At 32.2% G+C, this 14,970-nt stretch carries 17 protein-coding genes; 2 read left to right on the top strand and 15 right to left on the bottom strand.

The features are described 5' to 3' along the window. Positions 1 to 84: 84 nt before the first annotated feature. Entirely contained in the window at positions 85 to 696 is a 612-nt protein-coding gene (locus LQ679_RS08700; RefSeq protein WP_204258374.1) for a YktB family protein, read from the top strand. A 60-nt stretch (positions 697 to 756) separates the two neighbouring features. Here LQ679_RS08700 and LQ679_RS08695 read toward each other — a convergent pair whose 3' ends face one another. The 13 genes from LQ679_RS08695 to LQ679_RS08635 all read right to left on the bottom strand — a co-directional run bounded on the left by LQ679_RS08695 (position 757) and on the right by LQ679_RS08635 (position 12,804). Further along, on the bottom strand, positions 757 to 1,275 hold the full coding sequence (locus LQ679_RS08695; RefSeq protein WP_239762491.1) for a DUF4064 domain-containing protein: 519 nt from the start codon (positions 1,273 to 1,275) through the stop codon (positions 757 to 759). Positions 1,276 to 1,322: 47 nt separating this feature from the next. Further along, on the bottom strand, positions 1,323 to 2,315 hold the full coding sequence (locus LQ679_RS08690; protein WP_239762490.1) for a DUF4064 domain-containing protein: 993 nt from the start codon (positions 2,313 to 2,315) through the stop codon (positions 1,323 to 1,325). A 78-nt stretch (positions 2,316 to 2,393) separates the two neighbouring features. Then, positions 2,394 to 3,467 (bottom strand): ABC transporter substrate-binding protein, encoded by a 1,074-nt coding sequence (locus LQ679_RS08685; protein ID WP_103360512.1) that lies wholly within the window; start codon positions 3,465 to 3,467, stop codon positions 2,394 to 2,396. Next, positions 3,464 to 4,276 carry an ABC transporter permease gene (locus tag LQ679_RS08680; RefSeq protein ID WP_037587432.1) on the bottom strand — a complete coding sequence of 271 codons (813 nt, stop codon included), beginning with the start codon at positions 4,274 to 4,276 and terminating at the stop codon, positions 3,464 to 3,466. The genes LQ679_RS08685 and LQ679_RS08680 overlap by 4 nt, the downstream gene beginning before the upstream one ends. A gap of 1 nt (position 4,277) precedes the next feature. Next, positions 4,278 to 5,081, bottom strand: a complete 804-nt coding sequence (locus tag LQ679_RS08675) for an ABC transporter permease (RefSeq protein ID WP_126476956.1) — start codon at positions 5,079 to 5,081, stop codon at positions 4,278 to 4,280. Further along, complete coding sequence (locus tag LQ679_RS08670; RefSeq protein WP_126476958.1) at positions 5,074 to 6,171, bottom strand: ABC transporter ATP-binding protein; 1,098 nt, start codon at positions 6,169 to 6,171, stop codon at positions 5,074 to 5,076. The genes LQ679_RS08675 and LQ679_RS08670 overlap by 8 nt, the downstream gene beginning before the upstream one ends. Positions 6,172 to 6,181: 10 nt before the next feature. After that, complete coding sequence (locus tag LQ679_RS08665; protein WP_025905171.1) at positions 6,182 to 6,724, bottom strand: helix-turn-helix domain-containing protein; 543 nt, start codon at positions 6,722 to 6,724, stop codon at positions 6,182 to 6,184. Positions 6,725 to 6,838: 114 nt separating this feature from the next. Then, positions 6,839 to 7,111, bottom strand: coding sequence for a UPF0223 family protein (locus LQ679_RS08660; protein WP_126476959.1), 273 nt, complete (start codon positions 7,109 to 7,111; stop codon positions 6,839 to 6,841). A 64-nt stretch (positions 7,112 to 7,175) separates the two neighbouring features. Further along, positions 7,176 to 8,582, bottom strand: coding sequence for a dihydrolipoyl dehydrogenase (gene lpdA / locus LQ679_RS08655; RefSeq protein WP_126476961.1), 1,407 nt, complete (start codon positions 8,580 to 8,582; stop codon positions 7,176 to 7,178). Positions 8,583 to 8,584: 2 nt separating this feature from the next. Next, positions 8,585 to 9,871, bottom strand: coding sequence for a dihydrolipoamide acetyltransferase family protein (locus LQ679_RS08650; RefSeq protein ID WP_159315167.1), 1,287 nt, complete (start codon positions 9,869 to 9,871; stop codon positions 8,585 to 8,587). A 42-nt stretch (positions 9,872 to 9,913) separates the two neighbouring features. After that, a complete protein-coding gene (locus LQ679_RS08645; RefSeq protein ID WP_025905175.1) occupies positions 9,914 to 10,891 on the bottom strand; it encodes an alpha-ketoacid dehydrogenase subunit beta in 978 nt (325 codons plus the stop codon). Between the two features lie 3 nt (positions 10,892 to 10,894). Then, the gene (gene pdhA / locus LQ679_RS08640; protein ID WP_025905176.1) at positions 10,895 to 12,007 is read right to left on the bottom strand and encodes a pyruvate dehydrogenase (acetyl-transferring) E1 component subunit alpha; all 1,113 of its coding nucleotides are present in this window, start codon (positions 12,005 to 12,007) and stop codon (positions 10,895 to 10,897) included. A gap of 164 nt (positions 12,008 to 12,171) precedes the next feature. Next, on the bottom strand, positions 12,172 to 12,804 hold the full coding sequence (locus tag LQ679_RS08635) for a YkyA family protein (RefSeq protein ID WP_037587419.1): 633 nt from the start codon (positions 12,802 to 12,804) through the stop codon (positions 12,172 to 12,174). Between the two features lie 121 nt (positions 12,805 to 12,925). Between LQ679_RS08635 and def the strand changes: the two genes are divergently transcribed. Then, complete coding sequence (gene def, locus LQ679_RS08630; protein ID WP_025905178.1) at positions 12,926 to 13,480, top strand: peptide deformylase; 555 nt, start codon at positions 12,926 to 12,928, stop codon at positions 13,478 to 13,480. 382 nt (positions 13,481 to 13,862) lie between these two features. On the opposite strand, the gene LQ679_RS08625 is transcribed toward def, so the two are convergent. Together LQ679_RS08625 and LQ679_RS08620 are read right to left on the bottom strand one after the other, a co-directional pair. Next, positions 13,863 to 14,135 carry a hypothetical protein gene (locus tag LQ679_RS08625; RefSeq protein ID WP_025905179.1) on the bottom strand — a complete coding sequence of 91 codons (273 nt, stop codon included), beginning with the start codon at positions 14,133 to 14,135 and terminating at the stop codon, positions 13,863 to 13,865. A gap of 12 nt (positions 14,136 to 14,147) precedes the next feature. Continuing rightward, a complete protein-coding gene (locus tag LQ679_RS08620) occupies positions 14,148 to 14,927 on the bottom strand; it encodes a Cof-type HAD-IIB family hydrolase (RefSeq protein WP_239762488.1) in 780 nt (259 codons plus the stop codon). Positions 14,928 to 14,970 lie beyond the last annotated feature (43 nt).

Here is a 14,970-nt window from a genome sequence, read left to right as displayed (position 1 = left end):
TTTTATATTAGCATTGTTCTTTATATATTCAAAAAAATTTATGATAAAATATTGTTAAGTACCACAGTTATAAGGAGGACAACTATGACTAAGTATACGTTTAAACAAAAAGATTTTAAAGTTTTTAGTGTTGAAGGTTTAGAAAATAGGATGCAAGCACTAGACGAACAAGTAAGACCACAATTACATGCTTTAGGTGAAAGATATACAAAATATTTAACTGAACAAACTGGAGATACATTCCATTACCATGTTGCAAAACATGCGAGAAGAACTGTTAATCCCCCTAAAGATACTTGGGTAGCATTTGCGACTAATCAACGAGGATATAAAATGTTACCACATTTTCAAATTGGTTTATTTGAATCACAATTATTTATAATGTTTGGTGTTATGCATGAAAATAAAAATAAAGGTCAAATGGCTGACTTTTTAAATAAAAACTTTAACTTATTAGAAGATTTACCAAGTGATTATTCATTATGTTTTGATCATTATAATATTGATAAGTCTCCTATTGATTCGTTATCTACAGAAGATTTGAAACATCATATTAAGAGACTTAAAGATATTAAAAAAGCTGAGTTCTTCGTAGCACGTACTTTAGATCCTAAATCAGATGTATTAAAAACAGATAAATCATTTACTACATTTTTAGATGAAACATTTGATGAATTAATTAAATTTTATAGTTAATACTTAATACAACAGCCCTTCAGTTCGATACTGAAGGGCTGTTGTTTTATTATATATTGATTAATAAATATATGGATCGTCATCTTTTTTCTTTTTATCTTCTGAATTAAACTGATTTTGTTGATGATTGTTACCATCTAAATGATTATGGTCATTTTGGAAATTCACATCTTCAAATTGATGATTTTTATCTTTTCTCACTAATAACATAATACCTGCAATAATTAATACAAGGAATGAAATAATGTTAAAGATGAGTATTGAAACAAGACCACCAAGTATAGATGATATACCAGATAAAATTCTTTGTTTTTTTACAAATACTAATGCCACTATTGCTAATACAATACTGATGATGAGAATAACAAGCGCATAATTCGTAAAGCTACTCATAATAGTTGATAATTGATCCGAAGATATTTCATTTTGCAAATCTGGATTATTTTGCACTTGTCGCTCAAATTCCATTTTAAATTCAGCAGTATTTGAAAAAGATTTAGTTATAAATGCCAATACAATTCCAATTAATGAGAATACGGCACCAACAACGAGTAATATATATTCTGTTGTTCTTTTCATGTAAACCCTCCTAAAATTTGTCAATTACTATTATCTCAATCTGAATTTTATTTATCAAGTTTATTATCGTTTTTTTCTATATTTTGTTCATCTTTATTTTTTTCTTCGAAATATTTTTTCTGTTGTTGCATTCTTTTTTCGTAATTCTTTCTTCTTTCAATTGTTGCATTAGGTTTTACTTTTTTAGGTTTCTTTTCTTTTTTCAGTTTACCAGGTTGAACTTGATACTCATCTGATTGTGTTGTTTCATAATTGTATGGATCTTCATGTCTTTGACCAATATCCTCTTGTTGATCAATATCGGACTGATTTGCATCATCTAAGTCTTCAACATTTGTTTCTTGTTGTTGATTTCTTTGTTTTTTATTTTGATGCTTTTTACTACGAGAAAGTACTTCCTCACTATGCGTCGTTTCAGTTTGTTCTACTGGGTCAACTTGTGCTGAACGTTCTTTCTCTTGTAATGGTTCTTCTACATGTTCTTCTCGAAATTGCTTTTTAGGCTCAACTTGCTGACGTTCTCTTGGCTGTGGTTGAATATTTTCGCGTTGATTTTCATAATAAGGTTGTTGTGGTGCCATACCTTGAACTGGTAATATTTTATCTTTTCTTACGAATAATAAAATACATACAATAAAGAAGAATAATGGTACAAGCACAATAAATAATGGAATTGTAATAATTGCTAAAAGTAAAAATACAAAAGCAGAAAATATTCTCCATCTCATTAAAACTAAACCAATAAATGAAAATATTAAAACAATAATCAAGTAAATTATAAATAACCAAATACCATTTTGAATATTGAGTGCTACTTCACTAGCAGACATTAATTGTCCATTAGTCGTAATATTAATATTTAGTCTATTAATTAACGTTTCTAGCCTAGTTATATTTTCTGGATTATTTAATACGACAAGTGCAGCAAATAAAGATAAAGCTGTTATGCCCAATAATATAATCCAAGCAAACCAGCCGAGAAATTTTTCTACACCTCTACCAACTGGCTGTCTCACATGTTCTACATATGAATTCATCATGTTTACCTCCTAATAATGAATTGGTTTTAATTATAACAAAAAAAGGGCTTTGTTTCTCACAAAGACCCTTTATAATGACTAATTAAGCGACATTTTAAATTTTAAAAAGGCTTCATTATACGCTGCTATATTTTCTTTTCCTAAATCTTCATAAACTTCAAGTTTATTTCTTACTGAAGAATCAGGATAGAAACGCTCATCTTCTCTAACACTCTTATCTAAAAGATTATAAGAAGCTTTGTTAGGTGTTGCATATCCAACCCATTCTGCATTTTGCTTTCCATTCTTCTCTTCTAATAAGAAGTTAATAAATTTATGTGCGCCATCAACATTCTGTGCTGTCTTAGGTATAACGATATTATCAAACCATAAGTTTGATCCTTCTTTAGGTACGACGAAATCCAATTTATCATTTTCAGTCATGATATCAGCTGCCATACCACTCCATACAACGGCTACATCCGATTCATTCTGAACCATCATTGTATTAATTTCATCACCTACAACACCTCTAACATTAGGTGATAACTTAATTAATTTATCTTGTGCTTTTTTCAGTTTTTGTTTATTCGTTTCATTTAAACTTTCATTCATACTATTTAATGCAAATCCTATACCTTCTCTTGATCCATCAACGATTAATACATCATCTTTAAGGCGTTTATCCCATAGACTATTCCATGTATTAAAGTTGATCCCTTTCGTTGTTTCTGGATTATACAAAATGCCTACTGTTCCCCAGAAATAAGGTACAGAATATTTATTCCCTGGATCAAATGGTAAATTCATAAAATCTTTATCAATATTTTTTAAATTTGGTACTTTTTTATGATCAATCGGTATTAATAACTTTTCTTTTTTCATTTTTTCAACAGTATACTCACTTGGCACTGCAACATCATATGCTGTACCACCGTTTTTAATTTTAGCCATCATGGCTTCATTTGAATCAAACGTTTCGTATACAACTTTAATACCTGTTTGTTTTTCAAATTTTTTCGTCAAATCTGGGTCAATATATTCTCCCCAGTTATATACATAAATAACATTCTTTTTCCCTTTAGAAGGAGGCGGATCAATTAATTTAGTAGATAACATTAACAATGCACCTACAACAATTGAGATGCCGACTAACTGCATTAATTGTTTCATCTTATAATGCCCCCTCTTTTTTCAAGTCTTTTTTGTTGGCTTCTTTTTATGAAATAATATCCTAAAATCAGTATCATAACTAACGCAAATAGTAATGTAGAAATCGCATTGATTTCCATCGTAATACCTTTTCTAGCCATTGAATATACTTCAACAGATAATACGCTAAAGCCACTACCTGTCACAAAAAAGCTCACTGTAAAGTCATCTAATGAGTACGTAAGTGCCATAAAGAATCCACCAATTGCACCAGGTAGAATATGAGGTATCACAACTTTAATAAGTGTTTGCCATGAAGTTGCACCTAAATCTTTAGCAGCATCGATCATAGATGTATTCATATCATATAGTTTAGGAAGTACTAAAAGCACGACTATTGGTACACAAAATGCTATATGAGATATTAAAACTGACCAGAAACCAAGCCCCATACCTGTATAGTGACCAATAACAGTAAATAATAGTAAAAATGATGATCCGATTACAACATCAGAACTTACCATTAAGATATTATTCAATGTTAATAATCCGACTTTTAATTTTTTATTTCTTAAGTAGTAAATACCTATAGCGCCACATATTCCGATTAAAGTAGAAATACTCGCGGCCAACAATGCAATCGCAATGGTATTCACGATAATCACTAACAATCGTTTATTTTGAAACACTGATGTGTAATGATCAAATGTAAAGCCTTTAAAGTGCGTCATATTACCTGCACCGTTAAATGAATAAAATATTAAGAAAAAGATAGGCAAGTATAGAAATATAAGTATGATTGTAAAATAAATTTTTCCTGTTAATTTCATACTATACCTCCTTATTCTCTGATTTAGATTTCGTAATAATTAGTATCAGTGCCATAGCTAATATTAAGAACACAGCTATCGTAGAACCCATACCATAATTTTGTGTAACTAAAAACTGTTCTTGAATTGCTGTACCTAAGTTAACAACTTTATTACCTGCGATTAAGCGTGTAATCATAAATAATGATAATGCCGGTATAAATGTAATTTGGATACCCGTTTTCACACCTTCTAATGTTAAAGGCACGATGACATTTTTAAATGTTGTAAAACTATTTGCACCTAAATCTCTTGATGCTTGTAATAAATTCTCTGGTATTTCATCCATTGAATTAAAGATTGGTAACAGCATAAATGGAATATAAATATAAACCGAAACAATGATAAACGCTGTACTTGTAAATAATAATTCTGTTGATGGTACATGAAATACACTTAAGATTTTATTTAATAAACCATCATGACTAAGAATGCCGATAAAAGCATACGTTTTAAGTAACAAGTTAATCCAAGTTGGTAATATAATAAGTAATAATAATATATCTTTATGTTTCGCATTTCTAAGTGTTAACGCTAAAGGATAACTGATCAATAAACAAAAGAAAGTAATAATTAATGCATACCAAGCTGAACTTAAAGTCATTTCTAAATAACTACTTGTAAAAAAGTTTTTGTAATTCTCGAATGAAAAGTGTCCATGAATATCAAGTAATGATGCATAGAAAATCATAGCAATCGGAACGATAATAAATAATACTATCCATATCATGTAAGGTACGAGTAATAGTGATTTTATTTTATGCATGTTCCTCATCCTCATAGCTTTCGATTCGACGATCAAATTCTTCTTCAGTTTCACCTGGCAACATAATATGAATGGCTTCTGAATCAAAATCAAGTCCTACTGTTTCACCGATTGTTGCTTTTTTCGTCGTTTGGATGATCCATTCATTACCTTGCGCATCATAACAACAAATTTCATAATGAACACCTCTAAATAATTGAGAATCAACTACTGCAGAGATACGACCTTCATTCTCTGATTTAATCGTGATATCTTCTGGACGAATCACGACGTCAACTTTAGCATCTTTCTCAAATCCAGCATCTACACATTCATAAGGAATACCGTACATTTCAACAACATAATCACGTTTCATAACACCTGTAACGATATTAGATTCACCAATGAAATCTGCAACGAATTTATTAATAGGTTCGTCATATATGTCGACAGGCGTACCACTTTGTTGAATTTTACCGTCTTTCATAACAAATATGTAATCACTCATTGCTAATGCTTCTTCTTGGTCATGTGTAACAAAAATAAACGTAATACCTAGTCGTTGTTGCAATTCACGTAATTCATATTGCATTTCCGTTCTTAACTTTAAGTCTAATGCTGATAATGGCTCATCAAGCAAGATAATTTCAGGTTCATTCGCAATTGCTCTAGCAATCGCAACACGTTGCTTTTGACCACCACTCATTTCAGTGATTTTACGTTGTTCATAACCTTCAAGTTTCACTAATTTTAATGCTTCTTTTACTTTAGTTTGAATATCTTTTTTATTTAACTTTTTTATTTTTAGTCCAAATGCTACATTGTCGTATACATTTAAATGAGGAAATAATGCGTAATCTTGGAACACAGTATTAACTTTCCTATTATTTGCTGGCACTTTATTAATAATTTTATTATTAAACAAAATATTACCTTTAGTTGGTGTTTCAAATCCTGCTATCAATTTTAAAATAGTTGTTTTACCACAACCTGATGGACCTAATAATGTATAAAATTTACCTTCTTCAATTTCAAAACTGACATCATCTAATACTTGCGTGTTGTTAAAGTTCTTTGAAATGCCTTCGAACTTTATGATTGGTTGTTTCATGCCTTACCTCCTATAAATACGATTCTGTAGCTACAATCAATACTTCAGCATCTTTGCTAGATTGATTTAAAAATTGATGCGTTTCATGCGCTTTAAAATAAAAACATTCTCCACTTTTAGCAGTATATGTTTGATTCCCTATATTCAAAGTTATGAATCCTTTTTTTACATATGCAAATGTTTCAGAATTTGATGGGCTAAATGCTTTATATTTAGATCCACTTTTTAAAGTGATAATTACAGGTTCCATTTCAAATTCATTTGAATCTGGAACGAGCCATTTTATTTTGTAACCTAAATCATATTCATCATATATCGTGTGTTCTTGTTCAGGATAATGTATACGAGCTTGATACAATTTCTCATTAAAAAACTCACTCGGTTCAACCCCTAATACATCTAAAATATTCAAAAAAGTTTCCATAGATGGTGAAGATAAATTTCTTTCTAATTGTGAAATATACCCTTTAGATAAATCTGTACGCTCTCCAAGTTCTTCTTGTGTTAGGTTCTTTTGATACCTTAAATTTTTAAGTTTTTCTCCTATATTCATAAATCCCCCAAGAAAGTGTAATGTTTACTTTTACTAAACATTAAGTTTAGTACCTTTAATAAAATAACAGAAATCATTTTATAGTTCAACACTTTTTTGGGGGATTTTATAATATTATTTAACTGAAATCGTTGTCGCTTCTTTATTTTCTTTTAAAGCTTTTACAACTTTATAGCCATCATAACCACTTTCTTCTTTGAAAGCTTTATAAAAATTATTCTCATCAGCTTTACCAGGAATAATTTTTTTGAAGTTTTTATATGCTTTGTCTAATTGTTCTCTATTTGCTTCACTTTCATATGCATCTTCTATAAGGTTATAAAATGCCATCACTTCGAGAATCTCATCTTGCGACCAATCCACATCTATTGGATAACTATACTCCATGTTTTCTACTCCTTTACAAAAAAAGGCTGGGACATAAATATGTCTCAGCCTTATATTTTTATGATTACATTGTATGGATAGGTGTTCCTAATGCTACTTCTGCAGCTTCCATAGAAATTTCACCTAATGTTGGGTGAGCATGAATTGTTAATGATACGTCTTCAGCAGTCATACCTGTTTCAATTGCTAAACCTAATTCAGCAATGATATCTGAAGCGCCTGTACCAGCAACTTGTGCACCAATTAGAAGACCATTTTCTTTTAAAGTGATAAGTTTAACGAAACCAGCAGTTTCATTTAATGCTAATGCACGACCATTTGCAGCAAATGGGAACTTAGCAGCTTTAATTTCTAATCCTTCTTCTTTAGCGCTAGCTTCAGTGTAACCTACTGTAGCTAATTCTGGCTCAGTGAAACATACTGCAGGAATACCTAAGTAATCTACAGCTGATTTTTCACCAGCAATTGCTTCAGCAGCAACTTTAGCTTCGTAACTTGCTTTATGAGCAAGTGGAGGTCCAGCAACGATATCACCGATTGCATAGATATTGCTAATTGAAGTACGGCTTTGTTCGTCAACTTCAACTAAACCACGATCTGACATTTTTAGACCTAATTCTTCAAGACCTAATTCATCAGTATTTGGTCGACGTCCTACTGTAACTAATACATAGTCAGCATCGATTTCTTTTGTTTCTCCGCCAGCTTCGTAAGTAACTTTAACGCCGTTATCAGTTTCTTCAGCTGATTTAGCCATCGCTTCTGTTACGATTTCTACACCTTTAGCTTTAAGACCTTTTTTAACGATTTGAGTCATTTGCTTTTCAAATCCGCCTAAAATATCTTTAGCACCTTCAAGGATTGTTACTTCAGAACCAAAGTTAGCATATGCAGTACCTAGCTCAGATCCAATGTATCCGCCACCTACTACTACTAATTTTTTAGGTACTTCTTGAAGTGATAATGCACCTGTAGAATCGATTACACGTTTACCAAATTTGAAATTAGGAATTTCGATTGGACGTGAACCAGTTGCGATAATAGCATTTTTGAAAGTATAAGTTTGAGATGCTTTTTCAGTCATAACTTTTAAGTTATTTTCATCTACAAAATATGCTTCTCCGTTAACAACATCGATTTTGTTACCTTTCATTAATCCAGCTACGCCGCCTGTTAATTTTTTAACTACGCCATTTTTGAATTCTTGAACTTTTTCGAAGTTTAATGCTACTTTCTCAGCTACAACACCCATATCTTCTGAATGTTGAGCGTTGTGGAAACGGTGTGATGCTGATAATAAAGCTTTAGATGGGATACAACCAACGTTTAAACATACGCCACCTAATTCGCCTTTTTCAACGATTGTTACTTTTTGTCCTAATTGTGCTGCACGAATTGCTGCAACATATCCACCAGGACCTGCTCCAATTACAATAGTATCTGTTTCAATAGGAAAATCTCCAACTACCATTTTTACCCCTCCATTAATAATAATTCTGGATTATTTAATAATCTCTTAATATGGTTCATTGCATTTTGTCCAGTAGCACCATCAATTTGTCTGTGGTCGAAACTTAATGATAGTGATAATACAGGTGCAGCAATAATTTCTCCATCTTTAACGATAGGTTTTTGAGCAATACGACCGATACCTAAAATAGCTACTTCAGGATGGTTGATTACTGGTGTAAACCATTGTCCACCTGCTGAACCGATATTACTTATCGTACATGTTGCGCCTTTCATTTCGTTAGCTTGTAGTTTACCGTCACGTGCTTTAACAGCTAATTCGTTAATTTCATCAGAAATTTCGAACATTGATTTGTGATCAGCATTTTTAACTACTGGTACTAATAAACCACGATCAGTATCCGCAGCTATACCTATATTATAGTAATGTTTATGAACAATTTCACCATTTTCTTCATCAAATTCAGTATTTAATGCTGGGTATTTCTTAAGTGCAGATACTAATGCTTTAACAACATATGGTAAGAATGTTAATTTAGTACCTTGCTCAGCAGCAACTTCTTTGAATTTTTTACGGTGATCCCATAATTCTTGAACATCAATTTCATCCATTAATGTTACGTGAGGTGCAGTATGCTTAGAGTTAACCATTGCTTTAGCAATTGCTTTACGCATAGCTGGTATTTTCTCACGAGTTTCAGGGAATTCTCCTTCTGGTACTTGTGGAGATTGTACTGTTTGTGTATCTTCAGATGAAGTTTGAGCTTCTTCTTTAGCTGGTTGCTCTGTAGTAGCGCCACCATTTAAGTATGCTTCAACGTCTTCTTTTAAGATACGGCCATTTTTACCTGAACCTGAAACAGCTTTAATATTTACATCGTTATCACGAGCAAATTTACGAACTGAAGGCATAGCAATTACACGTTTAGACTCATCAACATTTTCTGATTGAGTTTCAGTAGTTGCTTCTTCTTTAGCTTCTTCAGCTGGTGCTTCTTCTTTAGTTTCTTCTTCATCGTCGTCATGACCTTTGAATTGTAAGCCTTCTGCATCAGGTGCATCAATTTTAACAATTGTATCACCAACAACAGATACTGTACCTTCTTCAACCATAACTTCTTCAATTTTACCTGCAACAGGTGATGGAATTTCAACGACAGATTTATCATTTTGAACTTCACATAATACATCGTCTTCTTGAATTTCGTCTCCTGCTTTAACAAACCATTTTACAATTTCACCTTCGTGGATACCTTCACCGATATCTGGTAATTTAAATTCGAATGACACGATTTTTTCCTCCTAAATATTAAATCCGTATTTTAATGCGCATTAAAACTCTAATGTTTCTTTAGCTTGCGCTACGATATCTTTTTTGTTTGGTAACCAAACACCTTCAGCTTGTGTGAATGGATAAATAGTGTCAGCAGCTGCCACACGTGCAATAGGAGCTTCTAATGAAAGAACAGCTCTTTCAGAAATTTCAGCTACAACATTTGCGCCAACGCCTGCTTGTTTTTGAGCTTCTTGAACTACGATTACTCGGTTTGTTTTTTCTACTGATTTAACAATTGTTTCAATATCTAATGGTTGAACAGTGATTAAGTCAATAACTTCAACTGAATAACCATCTTTTTCTAAATCTTCTGCTGCTTTTAATGATTCTTGAACCATTGCACCATAAGTGATGATTGTTAAATCTGTACCTTCACGTTTAACTTTAGCTTTACCGATTTCTACTTCGTACTCTTCTTCAGGTACTTCTTCACGGAATGAACGATATAACTTCATGTGTTCTAAATAAACAACTGGGTCATTACTGCGGATTGCAGAAATTAATAATCCTTTAGCATCGTAAGGGTTTGAAGGAATAACAACTTTCAAACCTGGAGATTGAGCTACTAAACCTTCTAAGTTGTCTGCGTGTAATTCTGGTGTATGAACACCACCACCAAATGGCGCACGGATTGTGATTGGAGCCACTTTAGAGTTACCTGAACGGAAACGGTGACGAGCTATTTGACCAGCAATTGAGTCCATAACTTCAAATACGAAACCAAAGAATTGGATTTCCATGACAGGACGGTAACCTTCAAGCGTTAAACCTAAAGCTAGACCACCAATACCTGATTCAGCTAGAGGTGTATCAAATACACGATCTTCACCGAATTCTTTTTGTAAACCTTCTGTTGCACGGAATACACCGCCGTTTACACCAACGTCTTCACCGAATAATAGAACATCTTCGTCTCTTTTTAATTCGTTTTGAAGCGCATTGTTAATCGCTTGAATCATTGTCATTTGTGCCATGACTTATTTCGACTCCTTCTCTTTGTAAATTTCATATTGTTCAGCTAAATTGTAAGGCATTTCTTCATACATGTTTTCCATTAAGTCTGTAACTTTTTGTTTAGGCGTATTATCTGCCTCTTTAATAGCTGTTTTAATTTCTTCTTTAGCTTTTTCCATTACTTCGTTTTCTTTTTCTTCAGACCATAAGTTTTTCGCTTCAAGATATTTTCTGAAACGTACTAATGGATCTTTCTTTTCCCAATCAGAATCTTCATCAGAAGTTCTGTAACGAGTTGGATCGTCACCAGCCATTGTATGTGGACCGTAACGGTAAGTTAATGTTTCGATTAATGATGGACCTTCACCATTTACTGCACGTTCACGCGCTTGTTTAGTTACTGCATATACTGCTAATGCATCCATTCCATCTACTAATACACCTGGAATACCAACTGCTACTGATTTTTGAGCTAATGTTTTAGCAGCTGTTTGTTTGTCACGAGGTGTTGAAATCGCATAGTTGTTATTTTGGATAACGAAAATTGCAGGTGCTTTGTAAGCAGAAGCAAAGTTGATACCTTCATAGAAGTCACCTTGTGAAGAACCGCCATCACCAGTGTAAGTAATTGCAACATTTTTCTTACCACGTTTTTTAAGACCTAGTGCTACACCAGCTGTTTGGATAAACTGTGCACCGATAATAATTTGTGGACTTAAAGCATTAACACCTTCTGGGAATTGGTTTCCAATAAAGTGTCCACGTGAGAATAAGAAAGCTTTAGTTAATGGTAAACCATGCCAAATTAATTGTGGCACATCACGGTAACCAGGTAATACATAGTCTTCTTTCTCTAGCGCATAATGTGAAGCTAATTGTGAAGCTTCTTGTCCAGCTGTTGGTGCATAGAAACCTAAACGTCCTTGTCTATTTAATGAAATAGAACGTTGATCTAGAACACGAGTCCAAACCATTCTTTCCATTAATTCAACAAGTTCTTCGTCAGATAAGTCCGGTAACAAGTCACTATTTACGACATTTCCTTCTTCATCTAAAACTTGAACCATTTCAAACTTAGACTCTATTTCATTTAAAGTCGCTACTGCATCGAATTGGGCTTTTTTTCTCGGAGCCATTCAATTCACCATACCTTTCCCTATATTAAATAATCATTTCTTAATCATTCTAACACAAAACTGTTTTACTGTTAAATAAAAAATACTAACATCTTAAAAACCCCACAAATTAAAGGTTTTTATGTAACTGTACTAAAACATAATATTAGCTGTACTAATACAAATTATTTATCTAAAATAGCTGAAACATCTTTCTTTTCTTGTTGGACTTTTCTTAAAGTGTTTTGATAATCTGTTACAACTTTTTCAGTCTTTTTATTAACTTCAGTCAACTTAGAAGAACGATCATTTGCACCTTTTTGCGTTGCATTGTCTTTTGATAGATAACTAAATAAATCTTTTTCAGTTTTTAATACTTCTTGATAAGCATTCATTACATCATTATGTAGCTTATACTTTTCATCTAGAGCGTTCTTTAAATCTTTAGCTTCTTTTAATTGTTCTTCATCTTCTATATTTTTATAATCTTTTTTAGATGATTCATAAATGTCCTTAGATTTCTTCATTGCAGCTTTTTCATCTTTTACAATTTCTTCCCTATCTTTAACGCCGTCCGTTAATTCTTTCGCTTTTGCTTTAAAATCATCATTTTTAGCTTTATTTAATGCTTCGATTTTTTTAACTTTATCTTTTTCTGCCTTAGTCATTTTCTCATTTAAATCAACTATAACTTTTTCTTCTTTATTTGCTTTTTCAACTTTGTTATAAAAAGATTCAAGTGATTCTTTAGATTGACCACACGCTGTTAAAATTATTGAAGTCGCTAATGTTAATGTTACAAATTTCTTGCCAATCATTGGTAATTCCTCCTTTTAATCCTATCAATATGTTACTCTGTTTTTTTTATTTATACAATTAATAATAGATGTAAAAATGACCAGTTTTTGATAATATTTTATATGAGGAAGGTGCATGTAAATGATAACGATGGAAAATATTATTCGTGACGGCCACGAAACACTTAGAAAGAAAGCCGAAGAAGTAGAATTACCAGTATCGACTGAAGATAAAGAAACATTAAATGAAATGATGGAATTCCTAAAGAACTCTCAAGATGAAGATCTTGCTAAAAAATACAAATTACGTTCTGGCGTAGGACTAGCCGCTCCACAAATCAATGTTTCTAAAAAAATGTTAGCTGTATATATACAAGATGACGGAAAAGGAAATCAAATAGAACTTCAACTTATCAATCCTAAAATCGTAAGCCACAGTGTACAAAAAGCATATTTAAATGGCGGAGAAGGATGTTTAAGTGTAGACGAAGCTAAACCAGGACTCGTTCATCGTAATTATAAAATAACAATTCAAGCATACGATATAGAAGGAAATCCATTTAAGAAAAGATTCAAAGGATATCCAGCAATCGTATTGCAACACGAAATCGATCATTTAAATGGCATCATGTTCTATGACTATATTAATGAAGAAGATCCATTCAAACCACTCGATGATGCAGTAGAAATTAATTAATAAGTATGATGATAAAAGAGCGAATACCATTCAGTCGGTATTCGCTCTTTTTAATTTCATTATTTTGAATTGTGGTAGTTAGAATGCTGTAACTTCCATTATTTCGAATTCTGGTAATTAGAATGCTGTAACTATCATTATTCTGAATTCTGGTAATTAGAACGCTGTAACTTCCATTATTCTGAATTCTGGTAATTAGAACGCTGTAACTTCCACTATTCTGAATTCTGGTAATTAGATATGCCCCATCTTATGGACATTTCTCGGAATTCTGTCCCTAACTCGCACATCACCCTAATTTCTCTTTTATCGCTTAATAAAAAACAGTAATCTCAATCTTCCAATTGTAGATTACTGTTTTTCTGTTTCATAATTTTGTTCATTACATAAATTCATCTCTTCGTTCAATGAAATGAATGTTTTTTTCTTTTAATGCTTTTTGAATAGCGGTTAATTCATCCAAACTTAACCATTCTGGATCTTTATTATGTCGAATGTAATGTGGATCTTGTTTAACATTATTAATCATTTCATCATAGTTATAGATCATTACAACTTCATTTTTTCGAATATTAAATTCTATTCCTTTAAATTGTTTGTCAGATCTGTTTTTTTCTGCATCGATTGTTTTGATGATGCGTTCGACCTTATCCATAAAATTCACATCCTATTCATCTATCAATCCTAATTCTTTACAAGCATAGTATATACCATTTTCACTTACATGTTTCGTTTCAAAATCACAAACTTCTTTTAGTGCGTCAACGGCATTACCCATTGCTACACCACACCCTACTTCACTAATCATTTCTACATCATTTGGTCCATCACCGAATGCAACTACTTCGCTTAATGGGAATCCTAATTTATCACTGAGTTCTTTTATGCCTTCTGCTTTAGAACGATCATTTGGCACTACATCTCTACTTAGTGGATGCCATCTATAGAATTTCAATGCATTGAATTGATTATCGTACTTGTCGTCTTCATCATCAGCATGGAAAATAAGTGCTTGATAAACTGGGTGATCAAGATAATATGTATTGTGATATTCTGGGTAATCCATCTTTAATGTTCCAAGACTTTCAGAAATGTCGTTATCGCTTTCTACATTTGCATATACTGCTGTTTCACCGAAGAATACTAGTGGATGATTATTTGCATGTGCTTTGTTTACTATGCTTGTAAGTTCCTCTTTATTTAATGGATATTTACTTATAATTTCTCCATTATATACAACAATTTGCCCATTTAGCGAAACAAAAGTATCAATACCTGTTTCTTTAATAACTTCTTTAAACATATATGGTGCTCTTCCTGTTGCAATTGCGACGATATGGCCAGCTTCTTTTAATTTTTTTATCGCATCAATAGTTGATTCTGGAATTTCTTTGTTTTCATCATAGATTGTACCATCTATATCGAAAAATATTAATTTCTTATTCAACTTTCATCGCCTCCTTGTCTCTATTCTAGTTGATAATCAATAT

Source organism: Mammaliicoccus sp. I-M35 (assembly GCF_022386455.1).
GTDB lineage: Bacteria > Bacillota > Bacilli > Staphylococcales > Staphylococcaceae > Mammaliicoccus > Mammaliicoccus sciuri_A.
Note: the sequence above shows the minus strand (reverse complement) of the source record. Positions and strands in the feature narration are given on the sequence as shown.

Coding starts and splice junctions, on each gene's coding strand:
- LQ679_RS08700 (WP_204258374.1), top strand. CDS start 85: ATGACTAAGTATACGTTTAAACAAAAAGATTTTAAAGTTTTTAGTGTT.
- LQ679_RS08695 (WP_239762491.1), bottom strand. CDS start 1,275: ATGAAAAGAACAACAGAATATATATTACTCGTTGTTGGTGCCGTATTC.
- LQ679_RS08690 (WP_239762490.1), bottom strand. CDS start 2,315: ATGATGAATTCATATGTAGAACATGTGAGACAGCCAGTTGGTAGAGGT.
- LQ679_RS08685 (WP_103360512.1), bottom strand. CDS start 3,467: ATGAAACAATTAATGCAGTTAGTCGGCATCTCAATTGTTGTAGGTGCA.
- LQ679_RS08680 (WP_037587432.1), bottom strand. CDS start 4,276: ATGAAATTAACAGGAAAAATTTATTTTACAATCATACTTATATTTCTA.
- LQ679_RS08675 (WP_126476956.1), bottom strand. CDS start 5,081: ATGCATAAAATAAAATCACTATTACTCGTACCTTACATGATATGGATA.
- LQ679_RS08670 (WP_126476958.1), bottom strand. CDS start 6,171: ATGAAACAACCAATCATAAAGTTCGAAGGCATTTCAAAGAACTTTAAC.
- LQ679_RS08665 (WP_025905171.1), bottom strand. CDS start 6,724: ATGAATATAGGAGAAAAACTTAAAAATTTAAGGTATCAAAAGAACCTA.
- LQ679_RS08660 (WP_126476959.1), bottom strand. CDS start 7,111: ATGGAGTATAGTTATCCAATAGATGTGGATTGGTCGCAAGATGAGATT.
- lpdA (WP_126476961.1), bottom strand. CDS start 8,582: ATGGTAGTTGGAGATTTTCCTATTGAAACAGATACTATTGTAATTGGA.
- LQ679_RS08645 (WP_025905175.1), bottom strand. CDS start 10,891: ATGGCACAAATGACAATGATTCAAGCGATTAACAATGCGCTTCAAAAC.
- pdhA (WP_025905176.1), bottom strand. CDS start 12,007: ATGGCTCCGAGAAAAAAAGCCCAATTCGATGCAGTAGCGACTTTAAAT.
- LQ679_RS08635 (WP_037587419.1), bottom strand. CDS start 12,804: ATGATTGGCAAGAAATTTGTAACATTAACATTAGCGACTTCAATAATT.
- def (WP_025905178.1), top strand. CDS start 12,926: ATGATAACGATGGAAAATATTATTCGTGACGGCCACGAAACACTTAGA.
- LQ679_RS08625 (WP_025905179.1), bottom strand. CDS start 14,135: ATGGATAAGGTCGAACGCATCATCAAAACAATCGATGCAGAAAAAAAC.